Below are 25,266 nucleotides of genomic sequence, written 5' to 3' on the forward strand. Positions count from 1 at the left end.
CAATATATCTAACTGATAATACTCAAAGATTGCGGCGCTTACCTTCCATCAGGTCGAGCACTGCACGGGCGCAGTCGAGCACATTGGAGCCCGGTCCAAACACCGCTGCCACTCCATGATCGAACAGATACTGATAATCCTGACGCGGAACGACACCGCCGCAGACCACGATGATATTCTCCGCCCCTTTTTTGCGCAGTGCGTCCACAAGCTGGGGCAGAAGTGTCTTGTGACCGGCTGCGAGCGATGAAACTCCCAGAACGTGCACCTTCGCCTTGATTGCCATGGCAGCGGCTTCGTCGGGCGTTTGGAACAGCGGACCAGCCAGCACCTCGAAGCCTATATCACCGAATGCCGAGGCAATAATTTTGGCGCCACGATCATGGCCATCCTGGCCGAGCTTGGCTACCATCACCTTTGGCTTTTCACCGATCTGTTTTGAAAAATCGCCCAGCCGGTCAACCAGCGTTTGATATTCCGGTTCGTTCTCATAGGCTGAGCCGTAAACTCTGTTGACGACCTTCGGAACGGCGGCGTGATCGCCGAATGCGCGGCGCATGGCGTCGGAAATTTCTCCGACGCTGGCGCGCGCACGAGAGGCTTCGACTGCGGCAGCGAGGAGGTTGCCTTCGCCGGTCTCGGCGACCCTTTGCAGTTCTGCAAGTGCGGCTTCGACCTTTGCCTTGTTGCGCGTTTCCTTGATACGGTTGAGACGCGCAATCTGCGACTGGCGAACGGCCGAATTGTCGATCTCCAGAATGTCGATTTCGTCTTCCTGCTCCAGCCGAAATTTGTTGACGCCGACAATGACTTCCTCGCCCTTATCGACTGCCGCTTGCCGTTTGGTGGCCGCTTCCTCGATGAGACGTTTAGGCAGTCCGCTTTCGACGGCCTTGGTCATGCCACCGAGTTTCTCGACCTCCTCAATCAAGGCCCAAGCCTTTTCGGCAAGCTCATTGGTGAGGTTTTCGATGTAATAAGACCCCGCCAACGGATCGACCACTTTGGTCACGCCGGTTTCATTCTGGAGGATGAGCTGCGTGTTGCGAGCAATGCGGGCGGAGAATTCCGTTGGCAAAGCAATGGCTTCATCGAAGGAATTGGTGTGCAGAGACTGCGTTCCGCCCAATGCGGCCGACATGGCTTCGAAGGCCGTGCGGACGATGTTGTTGTAGGGGTCCTGTTCCTGAAGCGAAACGCCGGAAGTCTGGCAATGTGTGCGCAGCATCAGCGAGCCGGGCTTCTTCGGATCGAATTCCTTCATGATGCGTGACCAGAGCAGGCGCGCGGCGCGCAGCTTGGCAATTTCCATGAAGAAATTCATGCCAATGGCGAAAAAGAAGGATAAACGCCCCGCAAATTCATCGACATTCAAGCCCTTATTGAGCGCAGCGCGTACATATTCGCGCCCATCGGCAAGCGTGAAGGCCAGTTCCTGAACCAGCGTCGCGCCTGCCTCTTGCATGTGGTACCCGGAAATGGAAATCGAGTTGAATTTCGGCATTTCGGTTGCCGTATAGGCGATAATATCCGCAATAATCCGCATGGATGGTTCCGGCGGATAGATATAGGTATTGCGAACCATGAACTCCTTGAGAATGTCGTTCTGGATCGTACCGGAGAGTTGCGCACGCGGCACGCCCTGTTCCTCACCCGCGACGATGAAATTGGCGAGGATCGGGATCACCGCGCCATTCATCGTCATCGAAACAGAGATTTTTTCAAGCGGAATGCCGTCGAAAAGGATCTTCATGTCCTCGACGGAATCGATCGCCACGCCAGCCTTGCCGACATCGCCTTCCACGCGTGGGTGATCACTGTCGTAGCCGCGATGGGTGGCGAGATCGAAGGCGACCGAAACGCCCTGCTGACCGGCGGCGAGAGCCTTGCGATAGAATGCATTGGATTCTTCCGCCGTCGAGAATCCCGCATATTGCCGGATTGTCCAGGGACGACCCGCATACATGGTGGCACGCGGGCCGCGAACAAAAGGCTCGAAACCAGGCAAGGTGCCCAGATGACCGATCCCTTTCAGGTCGTCTTCGGTATAGAGCGGTTTGACGTCAATCCCTTCGGGCGTGTGCCAGATCAAGCTGTCTGCTGGCCGCTTCAATTCCTTTTCAGCCAAGGTTTCCCAGTCTGCGCGGGTGGTGGGGCGCTCGCTCATATCGAACCTCACTCGAATTCCATGATCAGCTCATCGACAGCGAGGCTTGCACCTGCTTCCGCTGTGATGCGCTTTACGGTAGCACGGCGTTCGGCACGCAGCACGTTTTCCATCTTCATGGCCTCTACCGTGGCGAGCGGCTGCCCGGCTTCGACCGTATCGCCTTGCCCGACGAGGATGGACGTGATGACGCCCGGCATCGGACAGAGCAGCATCTTTGAGGTGTCCGGGGGGAGTTTCACGGGCATGAGCTTTGCAAGTTCGGCTATGCGCGGCTTGCGAACGTGGGCAACAACGTCCATGCCGCGCCAGCGAAGCCGCCAGCCAGTTCCGGAGCGTGAAACCTTGATGGCAATCGGCTTGCTGCCAACGGTGAATGAGCCCAGATGACTGCCGGGATGCCAGTCACTGGCAACAGGCAGGCTGCCGCCATCCACGAAATTGATTGTTGTCCCGCCTTCGCCTTCTGCGATACGCACCGGCAAGGCAAAGCCGCCGAGCGTCGCTACCCAGTCGGTGGCCACCGATTGCTGGTCGCTGGAAAGCCGCCCGGAGATTTGCGCGTTGCGTTGTTCTATCGCCAGATTGATCTGTGCGGCTACCGCAGCAAGTATGCGTGCGTCGTCTTCCGAAACGGGCACACCAGTAAAGCCGTCCGGGTATTCCTCGGCAATGAATGCGGTGGTGAGCGCGCCTTCGCGGAAGCGTGGATGATCCATCACAGCCGACAGGAAGGGCAGATTATGGCCGATGCCTTCAACCTCGAATGCGTCTAGCGCATCTCCCATCGCGTCGACAGCGCTGGCGCGGTCCGGCCCCCACGTGCAGAGCTTTGCGATCATCGGGTCATAATACATCGAGATTTCCCCGCCCTCGAATACGCCGGTATCGTTACGAACGATTGTGCCATCCGAGTTGCGGCCTTCGACCGGCGGTCGATAACGGGTCAGCCTGCCGATTGAAGGCAGGAAGTTGCGATAGGGATCTTCGGCATAGAGGCGGCTTTCCATCGCCCAGCCGTTCAGCTTCACGTCGCTCTGGCTGAAGCGGAGCTTTTCACCGGATGCTACGCGGATCATTTCTTCCACGAGATCAATGCCGGTGATGAGTTCCGTCACCGGGTGCTCGACCTGCAAACGCGTATTCATTTCAAGGAAATAGAAGTTCCGGTTACCATCGATAATGAATTCCACCGTGCCTGCCGAAAAATATCCAACGGCTTTTGCCAAAGCCACAGCCTGCTCACCCATGGCTTTGCGGGTGGCTTCATCCAGGAACGGCGAGGGGGCTTCTTCGATGACCTTCTGGTTGCGGCGCTGAATCGAACATTCACGTTCGCCCAGATAGACGACGTTGCCGTGCTGGTCGCCCAGAACCTGAATTTCGATATGGCGTGGCTGGGTGACGAATTTTTCAATGAATATGCGGTCGTCGCCGAAGGAGGATTTCGCCTCATTGCGTGAAAGCTGGAAGCCTTCGCGAGCCTCATCGTCGTTCCATGCGATGCGCATGCCCTTGCCGCCACCGCCAGCAGAAGCCTTGATCATCACCGGATAGCCGATGCTGCCAGCGATTTTGACGGCTTCGTCTGCGTCCTCGATCAAGCCCATATGCCCGGGCACGGTGGAAACACCGGCTTCGGCCGCAAGCTTCTTGGAGGTGATCTTGTCGCCCATGGCATCAATTGCTTTTACCGGCGGGCCGATAAAAGTGACGTTGGCGGCTTTCAGGGCTTCGGCAAAACGCGGGTTTTCCGAAAGGAAGCCGTAGCCCGGATGCACGGCATCGGCCCCGGTTTCCTTGATGGCGGCCAGAATTTTATCAATGACGATATAGGACTGATTGGACGGCGCTGGTCCGATATGGACTGCTTCATCGGCCATTTTGACATGGAGCGCATTGCGGTCGGCGTCGGAATAAACGGCAACCGTCGCGATGCCCATCTTCTTTGCCGTCTTGATGACCCGGCAAGCGATTTCGCCGCGATTGGCAATGAGAATTTTCTTGATCATGGGCATCTACTCAAAGAGGAATGGTGTCGTGCTTTTTCCACGGCGTGCTTTGGCTCTTGTTGCGCAGGCTTGCAAAAGCCCGTGCAATGCGGCGACGCGATGAATGCGGCATGATGACTTCGTCGATGAAGCCGCGTTCGGCAGCTTTGAACGGATTGGCGAAACGCTCTTCATATTCCTTCGTGCGCGCGGCGATTTTCTCAATGTCGCCCAGTTCTGAACGATAGAGGATTTCCGTCGCGCCTTTGGCGCCCATTACAGCGATTTCTGCCGTGGGCCAGGCATAATTGATGTCGGCGCCGATATGTTTCGAGGCCATCACATCATAAGCCCCACCATAGGCCTTGCGGGTAATAAGCGTAACCATGGGAACGGTCGCCTGGGCGTAGGCAAAAAGCAGCTTTGCGCCGTGCTTGATGACCCCGCCATATTCCTGGGCTGTGCCCGGCAAGAAGCCTGGTACATCGACAAGGGTCAGGATCGGGATATTGAAGGCATCGCAAAAGCGAACGAAGCGAGCAGCCTTTCGCGATGAATCAATGTCGAGGCAGCCGGCAAGAACCATGGGCTGGTTCGCAACCACACCGATGGTCTGCCCATCCATGCGGATGAAGCCGGTGATGATGTTCTTCGCAAAAGCTTCCTGAATTTCAAAGAAGTCGCTTTCGTCGGCCAGCGCGTGGATAAGCTCTTTCATGTCGTAAGGCTTGGTCGCGCTATCCGGGATCAGCGTGTCGAGCCGCATTTCGAGCCGCGCAGGGTCATCGAAGACCGGACGCACGGGCGGCTTTTCTCGATTGTTGAGCGGCAGGAAATCGAAAAGAATGCGAACCTGTTCCAGCGCTTCGATATCGTTTTCATAAGCGCCGTCCGCCACCGATGATTTTCGGGTATGGGTGGAGGCGCCGCCTAGTTCTTCCGCGGTGACAATTTCATTTGTGACGGTCTTGACCACGTCGGGGCCAGTCACGAACATATAGGAGCTATCCCGCACCATGAAGATGAAGTCGGTCATGGCGGGCGAGTAGACCGCGCCGCCCGCGCATGGCCCCATGATGACCGAAATTTGCGGAACTACGCCGGAAGCATCCACGTTGCGCTTGAACACGTCGGCATAGCCTGCGAGCGATGCGACACCTTCTTGAATGCGCGCGCCACCGGAATCGTTGAGCCCAATGACCGGCGCACCATTCTTCATGGCCATATCCATGATCTTGCAAATCTTCTGCGCGTGCGTTTCAGACAAGGAACCGCCCAGAACTGTGAAATCCTGGCTGAACACATAGACCTGACGGCCATTGATCGTGCCCCAGCCGGTCACCACGCCGTCGCCAGCGACTTTCTGCTTTTCCATGCCGAAATCGACGCAGCGATGGGTGACATACATGTCGAACTCCTCGAACGATCCATCGTCGAGAAGCACTTCGATCCTTTCGCGAGCAGTGAGCTTGCCTTTGGCGTGTTGCGCGTCGACGCGGCGCTGACCGCCGCCGAGGCGGGCTTCCGCCCGTCGGGATTCAAGCTGTTCGAGAAGTTCCTGCATAAAGTCCCCACTTTTGGGCGGCCTTCGGAAGGCGTGTTATGAAACTGAAAAGATAGTCTTTTTCTCCTTCCTGCTTAAAATCCGAAGGCGCTCTGGAAAAGCTTGAAAAGGTGCGATTGTGTAAGTTATAAATTTGCAAATAGCGAAATGCGAATTTGCAAAATGGCGCCAAGAAAACTTTATATCGGCAGAAAGATACGTGAAATCCGGGAGCAGCATCGAGCAACCCAGTCGGGCTTCGCCGAACGGCTTGGGATTTCAACGAGTTATCTCAATCAGATCGAGAATAATCAGCGGCCTGTTTCGGCGGCGGTCTTGCTGGCACTGGCTGAAAACTACCAGATCGACATCGGTGCCATTTCCCTGGGGGACGACGATCGTTTGCTATCCGCTGTTTCCGAAGCGCTGGCCGATCCGGTCTTCGACAATTACAAGCCGAACCTGCAGGAGCTGAAGCTTATCACGCAAAATGCGCCGGGGCTGGCGCATGCGCTGATCGCCTGCCACCAAGCCTATCGCCGCAACAGTGAACAGCTTGCAAGTCTGGATAACCAGTTGGGTCGCGCTCCGTCGGCTGCCGAACCTGCGCCTTATGAGGAGGTGCGCGACTTTTTTCATTTTATCGACAATTACGTACATGAGATCGATATTGCCGCAGAAAAGCTGGCGAGCGAGTTGAGCATTCCGGGACGCGACATCGGCGTGGCCCTGCCGCAGTATATGGGGGAGCGTCACCGTGTGCATATTGCCCGGGCTGCGCCGGAAGAAGCGGTTCTGCGCCGGTTCGACGCGCAGGCGCGGGTGCTTTATCTCAATCCCTATTCGCCCGCTTCAACCCGTAATTTCCAGATCGCGTTTCAGATTGCCGAACTGGAGATGGAAGAGCTTGTGAGTGCGATTGCCAGGCGGGCGGATTTTCGCTCTGCCGAGGCAATCGAGATTTGCAAGATCGGCTTGCGCAACTATTTTGCCGGGGCCCTCATGCTGCCCTATCAAACCTTTCTTTCAGCAGCAAAAGAACTGCGCCACGATCTGGAACTTCTGGCGTCACGCTTCGGGGCCAGCCTTGAGCAGGTCGCGCATCGTCTGAGTACCTTGCAGCGCTCCGGTCAGCGGGGTGTGCCGGTGTTTTTTGCCCGCATAGACAGGGCAGGAAACATCACAAAGCGGCATAGCGCAGCCAAGCTACAATTTGCCCGTTACGGTGCTGCGTGTCCCTTGTGGAACGTGCATCAGGCATTCGAGATGCCGGGCCGGATCATTCGCCAACTGGCTGAAACGCCGGATGGCGCGCGTTACCTTTGCATTGCGACAGAACTGACAAAGAGCGAAGGGGGCTTCAACGCTCCCCAGCGCCGCTATGCCATCGCCCTGGGCTGCGAGGTGGCCTATGCGCAGGATTTTGTCTATGCCGATGGGCTCGACATAGCAGTGCGTTCTGCCTTCGATCCGATCGGTGTTTCATGCCGCATCTGTGAGCGTGCTGAATGTGTGCAGCGGGCGGTTCCCCCGCTGAAAAGCCGATTGGCGGTCGATCACGACCGCCGCGGGATTTTACCGTATCGGCTGCTCTGAAGGTCAGAAGCCAGCATGTTCCTTGAGGAATTCAGCTTCCTCATGGGTCGTATCGCGCCCCAGCACCTTGTTGCGATGCGGGAAGCGGCCAAAGCGCTCAATGATGTCGTGATGCTGACGGGCGAAGCCGAGCGAGAACTCGTCGCCAAGCTTTTCATAGAGATCGACGCAGCGCTTCTGGTCGTTCAGATGTTCGCTATGCATGAAGGGCAAATAGAAGAACTGGCGCTGGTCAGGCGATAGCTGCCGATCGAAATCATGGTCGAGCGCCTGCGCCGCCACATCGCGGGCCAGCCCGTCGCTTTCGAATGAGCGTGGAGAGCCGCGAAACATATTGCGCGGAAACTGATCAAAAAGAATGGTGAGCGCCAGAGCGCTTTCCGGTTGCTGTTTCCACTGCTCCAGTTTGTCGGCACGCGCATCTTCGTAAGCAGCCAGAAATTTCTCGCGAATTTCAGCGTCGATCTCGTCACTTTTGCTGAACCAGTTTTCCCGCATCCGGGGCGAAAACCAGAAGTCCAGAACATCCTTGGGTTCGATAGCCATGACAGGCCTCCTCTCTGGTTTTATTGGGCTGGCTGGCTTGTGCCTTCCTGCGGCGGACAGGGTGGCTCTCCCTTGAAATTTCGCGACATGCAGGCGAATCGATCGAAGCTCTTACCCGTGTCCATCGCGGCCTTGCCGGCTCCCCCACATCCGGCAAGAACCACCAGAGAAATCAGAATAGCTAAGTTTTTCATGGAGGTCCTTTCAAGAGACTTTCACGCGGCCATGTCGCTAGCCTTTATAATAGGGATCGCAACATTCGGCGACAACCGATATAGGCCGATCACCCTCTGCCGCGATAGTTCGGGACGCCCTGTTCCGGTATCCAGACATTCTGGGGCGCCGCTCCGGTCTGGAAGAAGACGTCGATTGGAATGCCGCCGCGCGGATACCAGTAACCGCCGATCCTGAGCCATTCAGGTTCCAGCAGGTCGACGAGCCGCTTGCCGATGGTCACGGTGCAATCTTCGTGGAATGCGCCGTGATTACGAAATGAGAACAGGAAGAGTTTCAGGGATTTGCTCTCCACGAGCCAATGCCCGGGGACGTAGTCGATCACGAGATGCGCGAAATCAGGCTGACCCGTCATCGGGCAAAGCGAGGTGAATTCGGGCGCGGTGAAACGGACGCAATAAGGTGTTCCCGCTTGCGGATTTGCAACCCGTTCAAGGACGGCATCTTCCGGATTCTGCGGCACAGAAGCTTGGGAGCCGAGCTGCTTGAGGTCGGAATATATGGTCTTTTCAGACATTTACGTGCCTTTGTTTCAAGCCACGTCGCAGTCCTACAGCGCATGATTGCGCTTGTCCTTGTTTTGACCGGGTAGGCTGCGACCGGTGGCGAATTGCCAGTAGGGTGGAGCTAGCAGACCGTGTCCATCCCGTAAAGAGCGCGTGTAAAAGCCCGCGCCTTGGATAAAAGCGCGGGCACAGTATTGTGAATTTTGCGGTTAACGTCGGTCGGAAATGGCGCAACCAATCGCGACGCCGATGAGGATGCCGATAATACCGGCGGTTCCGAAGAGCGTTGTAGCCGTACCGGGATTCTCGCGCACTGTTTCGGCTACCACCTGGCCACGTTCACGCACCGCTTGCGCCGCGTTACGGAAACGACCGGATGCATCGTCCAGCGCATCTTCCGCACGTTCCCTCAGGTCACCGGATTGGGACGCCAGCGATTTGGAAAGACGTTTCAGTTCACTGCGCATGTCAGCGATCTGCTTTTCGAGCGCCTGCTGGATGTCGTTGGTGATCTTTTCATCAGCCATTTGGAGTCTCCGTTACGTTTTATAACGGTACAACGAGGAAGGGTGCGTTCGGTTCCATGCTGCGACAATGCGGTTAACAAACATGGTAAACCGCTCGTAAACCATTTTAATTTAAGCTTTTCGAATACAAGAACGATCTGGAGCGGGGCCAGAATGTATATCGAAAAAGATGCGCTTGTTGGTCGTTGCGAGCCGGTATCTGCGCGTGTTGTCCGGGCCGCACATCTGGCCAGACAATGTATCGACCAGCACCAGCCAGATCAGGTGCGCGCGCAGGCAGAAGCGGCGTTGACGCTTTTACTTGATGATCCTTCTCCGAAAGTTCGTATGGCGATGGCAGATGTGCTCTCCACCAGTGTGCATTCTCCGCTGCATATTGTAACGGCGCTTGCCGCTGACCAGCCGGGGGTTGCGGGCTATATCCTCGCGCGCTCAACGCTTCTCAGCGACGCCGATCTGATCGATCGTGTGGCCTATGGGGCGCCAACAATGCAGGTTTTGATCGCCGCGCGACCTCATGTTTCATCCGCAGTTTCAGCAGCAATTGCAGAAGTCGGAAGTAACGACGCGGTTGCCGAAATTCTCTTTAACAGTTGCGCCCGGATCGCTTCCGTTTCGTTCCGGCGCATGAGCGAACGCTGTGGACATGATGCTGTGGTGCGCGAGGCTCTGCTATCTCATCCGCATCTTCCGGCGGAATGCCGTCATCTGCTGGCTGTGAAAGTGGGGGAGGTCCTGCAGGCCCTCCCGCTGGTGAAGATGCTATTGGGCGAACGTCGCGCCGATAAAATCGTCGGAGATGCTACAGTTCGCGCATCGATGCATCTGGCGGAAACCTGTTCGCAGGAAGAACTCCCGGCGCTGGTCGAGCATCTGCGTCTGCGCGGGGAGATTACAACCAGCTTTGTCATTCGCGCCGTTGCAGGCGGACGTATAGATTTTTTTGCCAGCCTGCTGGCTGCGCTTTCCGACCTCGATGACGCGCGGATTTGTGCGATTATTTCCGGAGGTCGTCCTGCGGCTCTTGCTGCGCTGTTGCGCTCTGCCGGATTGAGCGATGCTACGCATGCACCCTTGATTGTTGCCATTGAGGCATGGCGAGCCGTGGCCGCCGGGCGGAAGCGGTGGGGAGCGGCAGAAATATCAGCCCTTATGTGCGAGGCCACACGTGCCAGCCGATACGCTGCGGCCAATGACGATCTGGCTGCACTTCTGCGCTCTATTCATCTGGAATTCATGCGTGAATCCGCGCTGGACAGGCTACAGGCTATTCCCGCCTGATCAGGTGTTTTGCCGAAAAGGGCGGATGAGGCTGAGGCCATAGCCGACGGCGATGCCGAACACTGCTCCGGCAGCCTTGAAAACGAAATCTATGAACTCCCCATGCCGTCCGGGAGCAAGACGCTGCATCAGTTCAAAAAGCGCCGCACAGCCGACCGTCAGCAAAAGAACGCCCATCCAACGGCGTGGGTAGGCTAGCGCAAACAAAGCGCCGACCAGAAAGAAAGCCCCAAACCTTTCGAGATCGGCTGGTTCGCCGGTAACGGGGCGGAAATTGATCGGGCTGATCGTAACCGCCAGAATGGCGAGAAGTATCACCCAGGCGCCGATGCGCACAATTCGCTTCATGAAGAGCGTCTCTATTCATCCGAGTAATCTCCAGGTGGCTCGTCCTGTTTCGGGTCGCCACACCGTTGGTACATTCGGTCCGTTATTGAAGTTTTCAGTGCGTTACCGAATGGCAACTCATAATGTGAAATGACATCGACGCCCATACACCATTTGACGTCATGAGGCGACAGCCCATAATTGGTTTCGAGAAAACCTAGCGCGTAGTTCATGCCTTCGTCGCATTGGTCAGTTTTGCAGAAATTGCCATCCCTTGCGAGCTGGCGAATCGAGCCTTCTCCAATCTTGACCACGATTGCTTCCACGGCAAAGGGGCTCGCTCCTATCACGGCGATGACGACAAGTCCGATCAAAGTAAATTTTATAGAGCGCCGCATGAATCGCCGTTCGTAGCTGGTTTCCGCAAGTTCATAACGCATGAGCGGCAATATGATGGCAAGCCGGAAAGCGGTGAAACCAACGCAATTGCGGGATTTTTTAGAACAATGCTGTTATCAACCGCACTTGTCGCCGAGATTGACAAATCGCGTTGACCATCCCGCCTTCGTCCAAATTCTAGCTAACCGAATTGTAGTTTACATCGCTTGCATATTGACTTTTACGTAAATGCGGGAGCACAACTTAAGCTCTGAATCCAATTTGGTTTGGAGCATGGTCCGCTTGATATAAGGCAGAAATGTTTTGGTGCGCGAATATTATACGATCACGGAGCTGACGCGCGAGTTCGGTATTTCAACCCGTACTTTGCGCTTTTATGAAGATGAGGGCTTGATCGCTCCTGTGAGACGTGGCCGTACGCGATTGTTCCGCCCGGCCGATCGCCATCTGGTGAAGCAGATTCTGCGCGGCAAGCGGCTTGGGTTTTCCATCGCGGAAATTCACGAGATCATCCAGATGTATCGCGAGCCGCCTGGGGAAACGGGGCAGCTGAAACTGCTCATGAAGCGCGTCGAGGAAAAACGCGCTGATCTTCGGCAGAAGCGGCGTGACATTGAAGAGACACTGGGCGAACTCGATCAGATCGAAGAGTCCTGCATCGAGCGCCTCGCCGAACTGGGCGTCAATACCTGAGTTGACCTACTGAGCGTCGGGCACTGGAGAGCACATTTGTGCGATGGCTTGAACCGTGCTGTTGTTGTCCTGATCGATTTTGCCGCTGAAGACATCGTCGAACAGTTTCGCCTTGTCGAGTTCCGTCACCACACAGCCGCAGAACTGCTGACATAGCCGTTCGCTGCCGTTTTGCAGGCATGCAGCGACGCAGGACTGCGTGAAGGCTTCTCGCGGCGTCGGCTGTGCCGGGGGCAGGAGCTGCGAGAACAAGTAAACCATTGCGATCAGCACAGGCTGATGAATGAGATAGAAGGCCAGGCTGTGCCTGCCTATGAAGGTCAGCGGCTTTTCAAGAAAGTGTGGTTTGATCCCGTCAGCCAAAAGCTGCAGCCAGCCGAAGCGCTGGAAAACCCGTGCGGCAGCTATTCCGACAAGGACTGCGCCGAACCATGGAAACAGCGGTACGTAATCGTTGGAGCGCAGCGTTACGGTCGAAAGCCCCACCCAACTCAACGCTGGATGATTGAAAATATCAGCCCGCGCAAAAAGCGGAGCGCTGATGACGAATACCGCAACGATCAAGGTTGCAATGGCGGGCAGGCGCAGAAACAGAAGGCCGAGGACACTTGCCAGAGCGATCTGGTGCAAGATGCCAAAGAAAATGAAACTGTCCGGAGATATATACCATGTGAGGGCTGAAATCGCCGCCGCCGCTACAACGATCTGAGCCAGCCGTTTCGCCATAGGCTTCCAGCGGATTATGTTGCCATGCGCCAGGACAAGGCTAAAGCCCACCAGAAACAGGAAGCTCGACGCGATGCAGCGCGCGAAAAGTTTCCATCCGCCGTGAGCAGTCGTTGCTGGCGCCATATAGCCGAAGAACTCGAGATCCCAGCCAAAGTGGTAGATCGCCATCGCGATCAGCGCAATTCCGCGTGCAATGTCGATGCGCCCAAGGCGAACCCGGGACGAGGGTGCGGTATCCTGGTGGGTGATGTTAGACATGGTTCCTTCCGGCTGGATAGCGATGTCCGGCGTTTTTCGATTCCCGGCAAATCTCTAACACAGCCATTTGCAACTCTATAGTATGCGGAAGCACACGGATTCGTGCTGGCGCTGGCGCAGGTAGATGGCAGATATTGGAGAGCTTGGTTGTTTTATAGTCTGTCGAAAATTTTTTGGCTGTTTTTTCAACCCGTTACGATAATATCTGTTCTCGTGTTGATTGCTTTTCTCGCCATCTGGCGAGGTATGCGCGGTTTCAGCATGGCGCTGCTGGCGCTGTCACTGGCCACGCTGTTTCTTGCCGCCTTTACGACGTTGGGTGCCGTTCTGCTGGCTCCTTTGGAAGACCGTTTCGCAAAGCTTGATGCGATGCCGCAACGTGTGGACGGGATCGTCGTGCTGGGCGGCTATATGAATGGCGAAATCAATGCGGGTCGCAAAGGCTTTGAATTGAATAGCGCGGCTGATCGCATTTTTGAAGCAATGCGGCTGGCACGACTACACCCCGACGCCAAGGTCATTATATCTGGCGGCGAGGGCGCATTCTTTGAAAAATCCGCCAAAGAAGCGGATAGTACCCGGCAGATGCTTGCCGATCTTGGCTTTTCCGGCGAGCGCTATATTTTTGAAAACAAATCTCGAAATACCGTCGAGAACGCGGTTTTCTCCAAGGAATTGGCTCAACCGAAGCCGGGTGAAACGTGGCTTCTGGTCACTTCGGCATATCATATGCCGCGGTCCATCGGATGTTTTCGCAAGGCAGGGTTCGACGTTGTGGCCTGGCCGGTGGACTTCAAGACGCGCGCCAGCGAGCACTTTGCCCTTTATCTCGAATCCCCGAATGAAGCGCTTTCGCGGTTCAGCGTGGCCATGCGGGAGTGGGTAGGACTGGCCGCTTATGGGCTGGCTGGCAAGACAGATATGCTTTTGCCTCAACCCTGATGCCGCATTTTCGCCGTCACTTTAAAGCTTTCATTAACGTTATCGTCCGGTAACCGTTTGATAATAAATGTATAGTCGGATTGTGTGCCCGGCGCGTGGAATTCGACGCCGCATTTCAGCCGTTTTTCATCGTTGCGTTCCGGTGATCACGAAGCTATATGATCGGTAACAGCGTTGTGAAGGGCGCTGTGTAGAAGAGTTGCACAACAAGGTTGCCAAAATTTCCATGGACGAAACCGTTCAAAAATCCTGCTGGGGCGTTACGCTCTGGGCAGTCATTGGTCTCGCTGCTGTCATTCTCATGGCCTATCTGTTCTCCGTCTAGAAGTCAGGCGGCATTGCGTATTCCGGAAATTTGATGCCGCATTTCGGCATTCCGTTTGCGTTGATCCTTTCCTACAACTATCTGATAGGAATGCGCGGATTCCGCGTTAGCGACTTTTTGCCCATTTTTGTCTAATATGGATGATCGGGCAAATCGCGAGCGGCGCTGCGACCAGGAATCAATCAGCCTTATGACGGCTGCAGAAGGTGTGGAATGTTTCTGTCGGTTTTCGATCTTTACAAGATTGGCATTGGGCCTTCCAGTTCTCATACGATGGGCCCGATGACGGCTGCTCGCATGTTTCTCAACGAGGTGATCGGCGGGAACTGGCCAAGGCCGGCACATTCTAAAATTCACCGTCTGAAAGCGAGCCTGCATGGCTCTCTTGCTTATACAGGTGTAGGGCATGCAACGGACCGCGCCGTTATCCTGGGGCTATGTGGCCATCTGCCGGATACGATTGACCCCGACATCATGGATGTTGAAGTCGAAAAGGTCTTTGCTGAGAAGAAGGTGAACCCGCAAGGGCATCCAGTCTACCACTTCGATCCGAAAGTCGATCTTGTGCTGGATCGGAAGACACCTTTGCCGGGACATGCCAATGGCATGGCCTTTTCCGCATTTGACGCCGACGACAATCTCTTGCTGCGTCGCGCATATTTTTCCATCGGCGGCGGCTTTGTCGTGACGGAAGAAGAACTGAGCCGCGTTCAGCGCAGTGGAGCGAAGCAGGACGATAAGGCCGACGTGCCGTTCCCATTCCGAAATGCTGCCGAAATGCTTGAGATGGCCCATGATAGTGGGCTGTCGATTGCTGAAATGAAGCGAGCCAATGAAGAAAAGCATATGGCCCGCGGCGATCTGGATGACGGGCTTGATCGCATCTGGGGTGCCATGCGCGGCTGCATCGAGCGGGGATTGAGCCGCGACGGTGTGATGCCCGGTGGCTTGAATGTTCGCCGTCGTGCGCGTCAGCTTCACGACAAGCTACAGGACGACTGGCGCAATAACCGCAGCAACCCGCTGCTGGCCAATGACTGGCTTTCCGTTTATGCGATGGCCGTCAACGAGGAAAATGCGTCGGGCGGCAGGGTAGTCACTGCTCCCACCAACGGTGCCGCTGGTGTCGTGCCGGCAGTTCTGCGCTATTACCTGCATTTTCATGATGATGCCGATCAGAAGGGCATAAGGGATTTTCTCCTGACTTCTGCCGCGATAGGCGGGGTCATCAAGCACAACGCGTCGATTTCAGGCGCGGAAGTCGGTTGTCAGGGCGAGGTGGGTTCCGCATCGGCCATGGCCGCAGCCGGTCTCGCAGCCGTGTTCGGTGGGTCGCCCGAACAGATTGAAAACGCCGCCGAAATAGCGCTTGAACACCACTTGGGCATGACCTGCGATCCGGTTGCCGGGCTTGTTCAGGTGCCGTGCATCGAGCGTAACGCGCTCGGCGCGGTAAAGGCCGTCACTGCCGCTTCGCTCGCCGTAAAGGGCGACGGCAAGCATTTTGTTCCGCTGGATGCCTGTATTGAGACGATGCGTCAGACCGGCCACGATATGAGCGAGCGTTACAAGGAGACCAGTCAAGGCGGTCTCGCGGTGAACGTGGTCGCCTGTTGATCAGCAATTCTTGGCAGAATGCGGTGCCCCGGCTTGAAGCTCGCATTCGTCTTGGCTAAATCACCTGTATGGCTCTCAATCTCGTTAAACTTTGCGTCGGCTGCGACAGTATCGAAGATCTTGCGGCTTGGATCGATTTTCGCCTGGCGGAACAGCGCGCTGCCGGCCTCGTGCCGGAACAGTTCCATACAACGAGGATGGTACCCAAGCGGATCGACGAACTGCTGGAGGGCGGCTCGCTCTACTGGGTTATCAAGGGCAATGTCCAATGCCGTCAGCGTTTGCTGGATGTGCGCCCGTTCACGGATGAGCAGGGTATCAATCGTTGTCATCTGGTTTTGGAGCCCAAGGTCATTCCGACCGAGTGGCAGCCGCGCCGTGCGTTCCAGGGTTGGCGCTATCTGAATGACAATGAAGTCCCGCGTGACGAGTCCGCCGGTAAGGCAGCCAGGGCTGCCTTACCGGCAGAATTGCGGCAGGAACTGGCGGCGCTCGGATTGCTGTAGAGATGACCTATCCATGAAAAAGGCCCTGCTTTTAAACGGCAGGGCCTTTTCGTTCTATCTGTGAAGTTTCAGTTTTCTATCGTCAGACGGACTGAAACCCTATCGAAATTCACTGGCAAGGTCATGCGCATGGACGCACGCGGTTGAACCAGGCGCTTGTTGCGCGCCGCATGGCAGACGAGCAGTCCGACCAGATCGCGGGTCTGAAAGCCGGTACCGCGCCTTACATCCGCGATTCGCAATGCGGCCTGCTTGAGGCCTTGCACCGAGAACAGCGCGCCGAGCGCTGATGCCTTACCTTCATCCGGTGTCCAGTCGACAGTTTTGAACGGAGACTGACCGAAAGTTTCTCTCATATTTGACATCTCGAAACCCTCTACGCACTACAAATTCGGGTTTGAAGCTGGCAACGAGGAGGCGAGCCTCCTCGTTATCGATTAGTTCGCGACCGCATAGCAGCCGAAATTTTTCTTCTTGAGCGAGGCGCATGCGTCCCATGCAGCCTGCTTGGAAGAGAAGCCGACAAAGCGGGCGCGGTAGAAAGTTGCGCTGCCCTTGCTGAACGTCTCGGTATAGGGAGACGCTGCGCGCAGGGTGCCGCCTGCCGTGGCAGACGCCTTGGCCAGCATGTCACGTGCCTGGCCTTCGCTTGGCAGGGAGCCGATCTGGATGGCCCAGCCGCCAGCGGCGGGCGCAGATGCGGTTGTAACCGGATCGACGTCCTGAGCCTGCGCTGATGGAACAGCTGCCTTTGGCGTTGGACGGATCGCAGCCTGTGCGGCGAGCGCCGCAGGGCGTGCCGTTGGAGCTGCGAGCGCCAGAACCTGCGGCTGTTCGCTGTCGCCTTCGCCGCTTTCATTGTTGATGAAATCTTCCACAGCCGCGGCCTCGCGTGTCACCGGAACAGGCGCGTTCTTCGCTTTTGGAAGATCGACCGAGGCGACTACCTGCGGAGCATCGTTGCGCATAGCTACGAGCGGAGCAGCGTTACGGCTACGTGTCGCCATAGGAAGATATTTGCGAATGAGCTGCGCCATATGGGCGTCACGGCTTGCGCCGGTATTGCCGCCCATCACGACTGCCACGAGCCGACGGCCGTCGAGACTGACCGATGAGGCCAGATTATAGCCGGAGGCATTGGTATAGCCGGTCTTGATGCCGTCCACGCCTTCAACGCGACCGAGCAAACGGTTGTGACCATTGATGGTCTGGCCGCGGAAAACGAAGCTGCGGCGCGAGAAATAGGAGAATTCATTCGGGAAATGCTGGCGAAGCGCAATGCTGAGGATTGCCATGTCACGTGCAGTTGTATGCTGCGCCATGTTCGGCAAGCCCGACGCGTTACGGAAAGTCGTGTTGCGCATGCCGAGACGGCGCGCCTTTGCGGTCATCATCTGGGCAAAGCGTTCTTCCGAGCCCCCAAGATATTCTCCAACCGCTGTCGCTACGTCGTTGGCAGATTTCGTGATCATGGCCAGTGCGGCATCTTCAGCGCGGATACTTTGTCCGGGGCGGAAACCGATTTTGGTGGGCGGACGCGCAGCCGCATAAGCGGAAACGGGGATACGCGTGTCCTTGCTCATGCGACCTGCCTGCATAGCCTCGAACAGCATGTAGAGGGTCATCATCTTGGTGAGAGAGGCAGGATAGCGCTGTGCATCCGCATTCGAGGCGAACAGCGTCTTGCCGGTGTTCGCATCAATTACGATGGCTGCGTATCGGTCACCCGCCGCTATCGCCGGTATTGTTGTCGAAGCTGTCGAACACCCCGTTACAACTGCAAGAAGAAGGGTGGCTTGTGCCGCTCTTTTCAAGGCATATGCGACTTTACTAAATGCGGTACGCACGATGATGACCTACCTGTATCCCGGATTTTTTAAACTGCGGCACAAAAGGCACACAGCGTCTAATTCGGTGATCCTAATGCCATCAGCGTTACCAATCCGTTTATGGTAACCGCATTGTTCATAAATTTCGGAAAAATTAGGGAGAGGGCAACGGGACCGGTAGCGGGTATCGATAGGGCCCCTTTCGGCGTTCACGCAGATGTGTCATTGAACGGGAATCCCCCTTTCGTGGCGGAGGGAGCGATAACAACAAAAAAACCCGCTTTCGCGAGTCTAATTTTTACTGCTGCCTTATCGTATAGGAGGGGAGGGGCAGCGACTTGAAATAAGTGTGTGTTAAAAAGTTGCTTTCTAATATTATATAAAATGCACCTATTATCGTTCTGATTATATGTGCAAAATAGTATTTTTTTCCATAGGTCGAAATGGCAATTTGTATTCCGCTTTCTATAGGGTGGAGTTTTTTGGGGGACAGTTAGCCCGGTCTGTATTTGAGAACTCAGGCATTTAGACCGCTATTTTATAAAGAACGCCCTTCAATTCGAGATACCATATAACTGTGTCAAGCCGCGTTATTGCAATAAGTCCCGGTTGCAAGTGCCAGTGAAGGGCTTAAAATCACCCCATGACGACCTACATAATAGGGCAAGTTGGGCCAGGCAGATGGGCATCCGGGTAATAGGTTTCATGAGGCATCTCGATATAGTCATGCAAAGCAAGACCGACGGCGGGAATGGTCCGGAAAACGGCACCGTTGTGGTCACGCGCACGCAGCCGAAGACCAAGAAACCCAGCCTCTATCGTGTCCTGCTCCTCAACGACGACTACACACCCATGGAGTTCGTCGTTCATGTCCTGCAGCGGTTTTTCCAGAAGAACCGGGATGATGCCACGCGCATCATGCTGCATGTTCACAATCACGGGGTCGGCGAGTGCGGCGTATTTACATACGAAGTCGCCGAAACCAAAGTCAGCCAGGTCATGGATTTCGCCCGCCAAAACCAGCATCCGCTGCAATGCGTGATGGAGAAAAAGTGAGGTCATATGCCATCGTTCTCCCCAAGCCTTGAAAGGGCTCTGCATCAAGCCCTCACAATAGCAAACGAGCGGCATCACGAATATGCGACGCTCGAACACCTTTTGCTTGCCTTGATCGACGATCAGGATGCGGGCGCAGTGATGCGTGCCTGCAGCGTCGACCTTGAGCATCTCAAGCGTATCGTTACCGATTATATTGATCGCGAACTTGATAACCTGGTCACGGGTTATGACGAAGATTCCAAACCCACTGCTGCGTTTCAGCGGGTCATCCAGCGTGCGGTCATCCATGTGCAGTCCTCGAACCGTGAGGAAGTGACTGGCGCGAACGTGCTGGTTGCCATCTTTGCGGAACGGGAAAGCCATGCTGCCTATTTCCTCCAGGAACAGCAGATGACCCGTTACGACGCCGTGAATTATATTTCGCACGGCATTTCCAAACGTCCGCAGAGCAGCGAAACCCGTCCGCCGCGCGGCGCGGAGAGCCCGAGCGAAGAACGGACAAGCACTGAGCAGGAGGAGAGCGCGAAGAAAAAGCAGGACGCGCTGTCAGCTTACTGCGTCAATCTCAATGAGAAAGCCAAGGCTGGTCGCATCGATCCACTGATCGGACGTGACAGCGAAATCAGCCGTACCATTCAGGTGCTTTGCCGCCGTTCGAAGAACAATCCGCTTTATGTGGGCGATCCGGGTGTTGGCAAAACCGCCATCGCCGAGGGTCTCGCCAAGCGGATCGTTGAAGGGCAGGTGCCCGAGGCGTTGGCCGACGCGACGATCTTTTCGCTCGACATGGGTACGCTTCTGGCTGGCACCCGTTATCGTGGTGACTTTGAAGAACGCCTGAAGCAGGTCGTCAAGGAACTCGAGGAGTATCCGGGTGCGGTCCTGTTCATCGACGAAATTCACACGGTCATCGGCGCTGGCGCTACCTCAGGAGGCGCAATGGACGCGTCGAACCTGTTGAAGCCTGCGCTTTCGTCGGGCGCTATCCGCTGCATCGGATCCACCACCTATAAGGAATATCGTCAGTTCTTCGAGAAAGATCGCGCCTTGGTGCGTCGTTTCCAAAAGATCGACGTCAACGAGCCTTCGATCCCGGATGCGATTGAAATCATGAAGGGGCTGAAGCCTTACTTCGAGGATTTCCACAAGGTCAAGTACACCGTCGATGCCATTAAGACGGCGGTGGAATTGTCTGCGCGTTATATTTCGGATCGCAAGCTGCCTGACAAGGCAATCGACGTGATTGACGAAACGGGCGCCAGCCAGATGCTCTTGCCCGAGAACAAGCGCAAGAAGACCATCGGCGTAAAGGAAATCGAAGCGACAATCGCAACGATGGCCCGTATCCCACCGAAATCGGTGTCGAAGGATGACGAACAGGTTCTGTCACATCTGGATGCAGAGCTGAAGCGCGTCGTCTATGGTCAGGATCTGGCAATCGAAGCTCTGTCGGCCTCAATCAAGCTCGCCCGTGCAGGACTGCGTGAACCGGACAAGCCAATCGGCTCTTATCTGTTCTCCGGCCCTACTGGCGTCGGCAAGACGGAAGTCGCCAAGCAACTGGCAAGTTCGCTCGGTGTCGAACTGTTGCGTTTCGATATGTCGGAATATATGGAGCGCCATACCGTCTCGCGGCTTATTGGTGCCCCTCCCGGCTATGTCGGATTCGATCAGGGCGGTCTTCTGACAGATGGGGTCGATCAGCATCCGCATTGCGTGCTGCTGCTCGATGAAATCGAGAAGGCGCATCCGGACCTGTTCAACATCCTGTTGCAGGTAATGGATCATGGCTCGCTGACCGATCATAACGGCAAGAAGATCGACTTCCGCAACGTGATCCTGATCATGACCACCAACGCCGGTGCGTCGGATATGGCCAGGGCAGCAATCGGTTTTGGTTCCACACGTCGCGAAGGCGATGACATGGAAGCGATCAACCGTCTGTTTACGCCGGAATTCCGTAACCGACTGGATGCGATCATTCCGTTCGGCCCGCTGCCGGTTCCGGTTATCCATCAGGTAGTGCAGAAGTTTGTGCTTCAGCTTGAAGCACAGCTTGCTGAACGCGGTGTGACTTTCGAACTGACCGAAGGTGCAATCTCCTGGCTGGCTGACAAGGGATACGACGAGCGCATGGGTGCACGTCCGCTGGGCCGGGTTATCCAGGAGCACATCAAGAAGCCATTGGCCGATGAAGTGCTGTTCGGAAAACTCAAGCACGGCGGCACGGTTCGCGTGGACGTGGTAACCAAGCCTGACGGAAAAACCGATCTGTCGTTGGAAAGTGTCGCCGACAAGCCGGTCAGTCCGAAAAAGGACATTCCGGCTGAAAAGAAGCAGTTGCAACGCAAGAAGGCTGCTCCGAAGAAGGCTGAAAAGGAAAAAGTGCTGGCGGGCAAGGACGAACCGGCGCCAAAAACGTCCTCGAAGTCTTCGGTGACCAAGTCCTCGGTGCCGAAGGTGCCGCGCAAGAAATAGTTGGGATAGAAACGGCCCCTCCGGGGGCCGTTTTTCTTGAATCCGTGACGAGCATGGACGAAAACTGAGGTTTTCCTATTCTGGCGGAAGAAACCGGGTGCAACTTGCTTGGACCTTGCTCTAACGTGGCTCCATGCCACCGATTCATCTCAGTCCTCCTGAACGTAATTTAGAAGATCAACGCCACATGCGATGGTTTCTGCGCGGTTGTATGCGCATTTGCAGCATTCCGGCTCTATTGCTGATGAGTTCATTCATCGGTTTTGCCGGGCTGGCCATCGAAAGCGGAATTACAGTTGTCCAGGCGGTTTTCATGACCCTTACCATCTGGGCTCTTCCGGCCAAGGTCGTTCTGATTGGCGCGATCAGCGCCGGCGTGGCTTTGCCTGCCGCAGCTCTCGCCGTTGGGCTGTCGTCGGTGCGTTTGATGCCGATGGTGGTTGCATTGCTTCCCGAACTGCAGGGTCCGAAGACCCGGAAACTGACGCTCGCGGCCTTGTGTCATTTCGTGGCTGTCACCGCGTGGGTCATGGCCATGGAAGAGTTGCGCAAGATACCGCGTGATATGAGAACCAGTTATTTTGCGGGAATCGGAATGGTGCTAGTGGGAACCAATGCGATCATCGTCGCAATCGTTTATTCGTTATCGACGTCTTTTCCGCCAATCGTTTTTGCGGCACTTTTCATGCTGACGCCGATGTATTTTCTGACATCGCTCTGGCGTTCAGCCAGGGAGCGGGCAGGGCAGGTTGCGATGATTTCCGGGATCGCTCTGTTTCCCATATTCCATCATCTGGCTCCGGGATACGATCTGCTGTTCACGGGTATTCTCGGCGGGCTGATAGCGTTCGGCTTTCATAGAATGCGTCAAATACCAGCAGGAGCGGGTGAATGAACTGGGACAGTTTTTCAACTTGGTGGTGGCCGTTCGTGTTTATCCTGCTGGCGGGAGCGTTGCCGACCTATCTGTTTCGCGTGATGGGAGTGCTGGTTGGCGGGCGGGTACGAGAGGATTCCGAGGCGCTTGTTCTCGTACGATGCATCGCAACCGCGCTGGTAGCAGGCGTTATTGCGCAGCTTGTTCTCTATCCCAATGGCGAATTGGCCAACTCGCCGCTGTGGCTGCGCGCTGGTTCCGCCGTGGCAGGATTTGCCGCTTTCATCATGACCGGCAAGCGATTGCTGGTCGGTGTTCTGATCGCGGAAATCCTGCTGGTGATCGGTCTGCTTACACTTTGAAAGTTTGAGTCATATCAAATTGCTGCGCGGATTTTTTCAGCGTTTGCTGAAAGAACTGCGGCGTCTTCCATCTGTCCCGTATGGGGCTTGAGCGCGACGCCTTCAAAACGCGGGATCACATGGAAGTGCAGGTGATAGACGGTCTGGCCGGATGCAGGTTCGTTGAACTGCATAACCGTTACGCCATCGGCGTTGAAAGCCGTTTTTACGGCCTGGGCGATTTTTTGCACAACCTGAATAACGTTCGCGAGGGTTTCCGGCTTGGCATCGAGCAGGTTGCGGGAAGGTGCCTTTGGCACAACCAGCGTATGGCCCGTGCCTTGCGGCATCACATCCATGAACGCAACGACATCGTCGGTTTCATAAACACGGGTGGACGGAATTTCACTGCGCAGAATCTTGGCGAAGATATTATTGTCGTCATAGGTAGCGGGCATGCGATTCTCTCCAATGCGGAATGTTTGAACGGATCAGACCGCATCTATTCCTGGTAGGCAAGGTGGATCGGTTCATGCGTCCCTGAATGGGGAGTGTTCATGCAAAGCGCTCTGGATTTGCTCGACTTCGCGGCGCTCATGCTCAAGATAATCACGCACTGCATTCCGAAAACCTTCATGGACAATGTAATGCGCCGAATGGGTCGTGACCGGCACATAACCGCGCGCGATTTTATGCTCGCCTTGTGCGCCAGCCTCCACGACACTCAGTTTTCGATCGATGGCAAAATCGATTGCCTGATGATAGCAAACCTCAAAATGCAGGTAGGGATGATCTTCAATGCAGCCCCAGTGCCGGCCGAAGAGCGTGTCACCCCCGATGAAATTGATTGCACCGGCGATATAATGCCCGTTGCGTTTTGCCATGATGAGCAGGATGTCCTCGGCCATGCTTTCGCCGATCAGCGAAAAGAACTGCCTGTTCAGATAGGGCCGTCCCCATTTGCGGCTGCCCGTATCGATATAAAACGCAAAGAAATCATCCCAGACGGCTTCCGTGAGGTCGTTGCCGGTCAGCCAGTCGATTTCTATGCCGTCCGACAAAGCCTGGCGGCGTTCTTTTTTTAACGCTTTGCGTTTCCGGGATACAAGTTCACTCAGAAAGTCATCATAGCTTTTAAAGTTCTTGTTTTTAAAGTGAAACTGCTGATCAGTGCGATGGAGAAAGCCTGCGCGCTCCAGTGCGGTAACCTCATCGGGCAGTGCAAATGTAACATGCGCAGATGAAACACCGGTCTGGTCCGCCAGTTCCCGCAATCCGCCAGCCAGCGCCAGTCGAACCGTTTCGCTTTCATAAGCGACGTGATTGATAAGGCGCGGGCCGGTAGCTGGAGTGAAGGGCACTGCTGCCTGAAATTTGGGATAATATCGGCCTCCGGCGCGCTCAAAAGCATCCGCCCAGCCATGGTCGAAGACATATTCTCCCTGACTGTGGCCTTTGAGATAATTTGGCACCACTCCGATGAGACTGCCCCGATCGTCTTCAAGGCGCAAATGCTTCGGAAGCCAGCCCGCCTTTCGGGAAACTGAGCCCGACTCTTCCAGAGCCAACAGGAAGTTGCGGGTTATGAAGGGATTGTAGTTCGCGTCCTGTCGGGAAGCCCCGACAAGACTGCTCCATTCGTCCTTCGTGAATTCGCTGATATTCTCAACGACACGGAGAACGAAGCTTTGCTCATTCCGCGGGTCTTCGTCGTTCACCGCTATTCCTTTGCCGTTATCGCGCATGTTGCGGCGCTCGGCGTGTTGTCGTCAAGCTAACAGGGCGCGTGGATCAAAACCTTCGAACGTGATCTGGTCGACATTGAGATCGCTATGCTTCTGCATTTCGCGATCTCGAACGGTCCAACTGATCACCGGCATGTGCAACTTCTCCTGAACGAAAGTGACGAACGGGTTGGGCAGATGATGCAGGTTATAGGATACGAAGGAAATGCCATGCGCCAGCATGGAGAAATGTCTTTCAAAATCTTTCGTACTGGTACCTTCGGCGGTAAGCCCTCCCGGGATTCCCGGCGCATCTGCTTCAAAGCGGCGGATCAGGTGGTGATCGAAAGACATGATCGCCGCTTCGCCCTTATAAGACGCCAGTTCTTTGGCAACGGCGGCCACTAGACCGTCGTCCTTACCTTCTATGCCCTTCAATTCGATGACAAGAGGAACACGGCCATCGACCAGATCAAGCATCTGACGAAGCGTCGGCACGTGATCGGCGGTGCCGCCGACCTTGAGCGCGGTCGCTTCGGCAAGCGTCAAATCGCTGATGTAGCCTTCGCGACCGGCGAGACGCTTCAGCTCGTCATCATGAAAGACGACCACGCCGCCATCACGGGTGAGATGAACATCGCATTCAATGGCGAATCCCGCTTTGGCTGCCGCCTCAAACGCTGAAAGGGTGTTTTCCCAGCGTTCCTTGTTAAGATCGTGCAATCCACGATGAGCGACAGGGCGCTTCTTGATCCAGTCAATGGACGTCAT

24 protein-coding genes are annotated in these 25,266 nt (G+C 55.7%); 10 read left to right on the forward strand and 14 right to left on the reverse strand.

Going from position 1 to position 25,266, the window contains the following annotated elements:
* Positions 1–22: 22 nt before the first annotated feature.
* Genes scpA through ACS5UA_RS02450 form a run of 3 tightly spaced genes read right to left on the reverse strand, consistent with a single transcriptional unit; the run spans position 23 to position 5,722 of the window.
* On the reverse strand, positions 23–2,167 hold the full coding sequence (scpA, locus tag ACS5UA_RS02440) for a methylmalonyl-CoA mutase (protein ID WP_021585264.1): 2,145 nt from the start codon (positions 2,165–2,167) through the stop codon (positions 23–25).
* An 8-nt stretch (positions 2,168–2,175) separates the two neighbouring features.
* Positions 2,176–4,179, reverse strand: coding sequence for an acetyl-CoA carboxylase biotin carboxylase subunit (locus ACS5UA_RS02445; RefSeq protein ID WP_021585263.1), 2,004 nt, complete (start codon positions 4,177–4,179; stop codon positions 2,176–2,178).
* A 10-nt stretch (positions 4,180–4,189) separates the two neighbouring features.
* Positions 4,190–5,722, reverse strand: coding sequence for an acyl-CoA carboxylase subunit beta (locus ACS5UA_RS02450; RefSeq protein WP_443101127.1), 1,533 nt, complete (start codon positions 5,720–5,722; stop codon positions 4,190–4,192).
* 162 nt (positions 5,723–5,884) lie between these two features.
* Here ACS5UA_RS02450 and ACS5UA_RS02455 point away from each other — a divergent pair, with 162 nt between their 5' ends.
* Positions 5,885–7,297 (forward strand): helix-turn-helix domain-containing protein, encoded by a 1,413-nt coding sequence (locus ACS5UA_RS02455; RefSeq protein ID WP_021585261.1) that lies wholly within the window; start codon positions 5,885–5,887, stop codon positions 7,295–7,297.
* Between the two features lie 3 nt (positions 7,298–7,300).
* Here the strand turns inward: ACS5UA_RS02455 and ACS5UA_RS02460 are convergent, their stop codons facing one another.
* From ACS5UA_RS02460 to ACS5UA_RS02470, 3 genes are all read right to left on the reverse strand, one after another.
* Complete coding sequence (locus tag ACS5UA_RS02460; RefSeq protein WP_021585260.1) at positions 7,301–7,843, reverse strand: DUF924 family protein; 543 nt, start codon at positions 7,841–7,843, stop codon at positions 7,301–7,303.
* 283 nt (positions 7,844–8,126) lie between these two features.
* Positions 8,127–8,594, reverse strand: coding sequence for a preQ(1) synthase (gene queF / locus ACS5UA_RS02465; protein WP_021585259.1), 468 nt, complete (start codon positions 8,592–8,594; stop codon positions 8,127–8,129).
* 198 nt (positions 8,595–8,792) lie between these two features.
* Positions 8,793–9,110, reverse strand: a complete 318-nt coding sequence (locus ACS5UA_RS02470; RefSeq protein ID WP_006466974.1) for a DUF883 family protein — start codon at positions 9,108–9,110, stop codon at positions 8,793–8,795.
* A 153-nt stretch (positions 9,111–9,263) separates the two neighbouring features.
* On the opposite strand from ACS5UA_RS02470, the gene ACS5UA_RS02475 reads away from it, so the two are divergent.
* On the forward strand, positions 9,264–10,391 hold the full coding sequence (locus ACS5UA_RS02475) for a DUF2336 domain-containing protein (protein ID WP_021585258.1): 1,128 nt from the start codon (positions 9,264–9,266) through the stop codon (positions 10,389–10,391).
* Here the strand turns inward: ACS5UA_RS02475 and ACS5UA_RS02480 are convergent, their stop codons facing one another.
* Positions 10,392–10,739, reverse strand: coding sequence for a VanZ family protein (locus ACS5UA_RS02480; RefSeq protein ID WP_006466973.1), 348 nt, complete (start codon positions 10,737–10,739; stop codon positions 10,392–10,394).
* An 11-nt stretch (positions 10,740–10,750) separates the two neighbouring features.
* Entirely contained in the window at positions 10,751–11,116 is a 366-nt protein-coding gene (locus ACS5UA_RS02485) for a hypothetical protein (RefSeq protein ID WP_021585257.1), read from the reverse strand.
* A 307-nt stretch (positions 11,117–11,423) separates the two neighbouring features.
* Between ACS5UA_RS02485 and ACS5UA_RS02490 the strand changes: the two genes are divergently transcribed.
* The gene (locus ACS5UA_RS02490; RefSeq protein WP_006471625.1) at positions 11,424–11,810 is read left to right on the forward strand and encodes a MerR family transcriptional regulator; all 387 of its coding nucleotides are present in this window, start codon (positions 11,424–11,426) and stop codon (positions 11,808–11,810) included.
* A gap of 6 nt (positions 11,811–11,816) precedes the next feature.
* On the opposite strand, the gene ACS5UA_RS02495 is transcribed toward ACS5UA_RS02490, so the two are convergent.
* Entirely contained in the window at positions 11,817–12,797 is a 981-nt protein-coding gene (locus tag ACS5UA_RS02495; RefSeq protein ID WP_021585256.1) for a heparan-alpha-glucosaminide N-acetyltransferase, read from the reverse strand.
* A 147-nt stretch (positions 12,798–12,944) separates the two neighbouring features.
* Here ACS5UA_RS02495 and ACS5UA_RS02500 point away from each other — a divergent pair, with 147 nt between their 5' ends.
* The 3 genes from ACS5UA_RS02500 to ACS5UA_RS02510 all read left to right on the forward strand — a co-directional run bounded on the left by ACS5UA_RS02500 (position 12,945) and on the right by ACS5UA_RS02510 (position 16,187).
* Positions 12,945–13,739 (forward strand): YdcF family protein, encoded by a 795-nt coding sequence (locus tag ACS5UA_RS02500; RefSeq protein WP_021585255.1) that lies wholly within the window; start codon positions 12,945–12,947, stop codon positions 13,737–13,739.
* Positions 13,740–14,277: 538 nt separating this feature from the next.
* Positions 14,278–15,681 (forward strand): L-serine ammonia-lyase, encoded by a 1,404-nt coding sequence (locus ACS5UA_RS02505; protein WP_021585253.1) that lies wholly within the window; start codon positions 14,278–14,280, stop codon positions 15,679–15,681.
* Positions 15,682–15,749: 68 nt separating this feature from the next.
* Positions 15,750–16,187: a DUF1489 family protein gene (locus ACS5UA_RS02510; RefSeq protein WP_021585252.1), complete on the forward strand. Its 438-nt coding sequence runs from the start codon at positions 15,750–15,752 to the stop codon at positions 16,185–16,187.
* Between the two features lie 68 nt (positions 16,188–16,255).
* Here the strand turns inward: ACS5UA_RS02510 and ACS5UA_RS02515 are convergent, their stop codons facing one another.
* Together ACS5UA_RS02515 and ACS5UA_RS02520 are read right to left on the reverse strand one after the other, a co-directional pair.
* Positions 16,256–16,552, reverse strand: a complete 297-nt coding sequence (locus ACS5UA_RS02515) for a hypothetical protein (protein ID WP_006466964.1) — start codon at positions 16,550–16,552, stop codon at positions 16,256–16,258.
* A gap of 72 nt (positions 16,553–16,624) precedes the next feature.
* A complete protein-coding gene (locus ACS5UA_RS02520) occupies positions 16,625–18,034 on the reverse strand; it encodes a D-alanyl-D-alanine carboxypeptidase family protein (protein ID WP_025089495.1) in 1,410 nt (469 codons plus the stop codon).
* Positions 18,035–18,742: 708 nt separating this feature from the next.
* Here ACS5UA_RS02520 and clpS point away from each other — a divergent pair.
* The 4 genes from clpS to ACS5UA_RS02540 all read left to right on the forward strand — a co-directional run bounded on the left by clpS (position 18,743) and on the right by ACS5UA_RS02540 (position 22,792).
* Positions 18,743–19,072 carry an ATP-dependent Clp protease adapter ClpS gene (gene clpS, locus ACS5UA_RS02525; protein WP_036565154.1) on the forward strand — a complete coding sequence of 110 codons (330 nt, stop codon included), beginning with the start codon at positions 18,743–18,745 and terminating at the stop codon, positions 19,070–19,072.
* Positions 19,073–19,078: 6 nt separating this feature from the next.
* A complete protein-coding gene (gene clpA, locus ACS5UA_RS02530) occupies positions 19,079–21,553 on the forward strand; it encodes an ATP-dependent Clp protease ATP-binding subunit ClpA (protein WP_021585248.1) in 2,475 nt (824 codons plus the stop codon).
* A gap of 244 nt (positions 21,554–21,797) precedes the next feature.
* Entirely contained in the window at positions 21,798–22,448 is a 651-nt protein-coding gene (locus ACS5UA_RS02535; protein WP_318258017.1) for an AzlC family ABC transporter permease, read from the forward strand.
* Entirely contained in the window at positions 22,445–22,792 is a 348-nt protein-coding gene (locus ACS5UA_RS02540) for an AzlD domain-containing protein (protein ID WP_021585246.1), read from the forward strand. The genes ACS5UA_RS02535 and ACS5UA_RS02540 overlap by 4 nt, the downstream gene beginning before the upstream one ends.
* A gap of 14 nt (positions 22,793–22,806) precedes the next feature.
* Here ACS5UA_RS02540 and ACS5UA_RS02545 read toward each other — a convergent pair whose 3' ends face one another.
* From ACS5UA_RS02545 to ACS5UA_RS02555, 3 genes are all read right to left on the reverse strand, one after another.
* The gene (locus ACS5UA_RS02545; RefSeq protein WP_021585245.1) at positions 22,807–23,229 is read right to left on the reverse strand and encodes an HIT family protein; all 423 of its coding nucleotides are present in this window, start codon (positions 23,227–23,229) and stop codon (positions 22,807–22,809) included.
* A 72-nt stretch (positions 23,230–23,301) separates the two neighbouring features.
* Entirely contained in the window at positions 23,302–24,489 is a 1,188-nt protein-coding gene (locus tag ACS5UA_RS02550) for a GNAT family N-acetyltransferase (protein ID WP_025089497.1), read from the reverse strand.
* 51 nt (positions 24,490–24,540) lie between these two features.
* Positions 24,541–25,266 (reverse strand): glycerophosphodiester phosphodiesterase, encoded by a 726-nt coding sequence (locus tag ACS5UA_RS02555; RefSeq protein ID WP_021585243.1) that lies wholly within the window; start codon positions 25,264–25,266, stop codon positions 24,541–24,543.

The organism is Brucella sp. RRSP16, from assembly GCF_052246815.1.
Lineage (GTDB): Bacteria > Pseudomonadota > Alphaproteobacteria > Rhizobiales > Rhizobiaceae > Brucella > Brucella intermedia.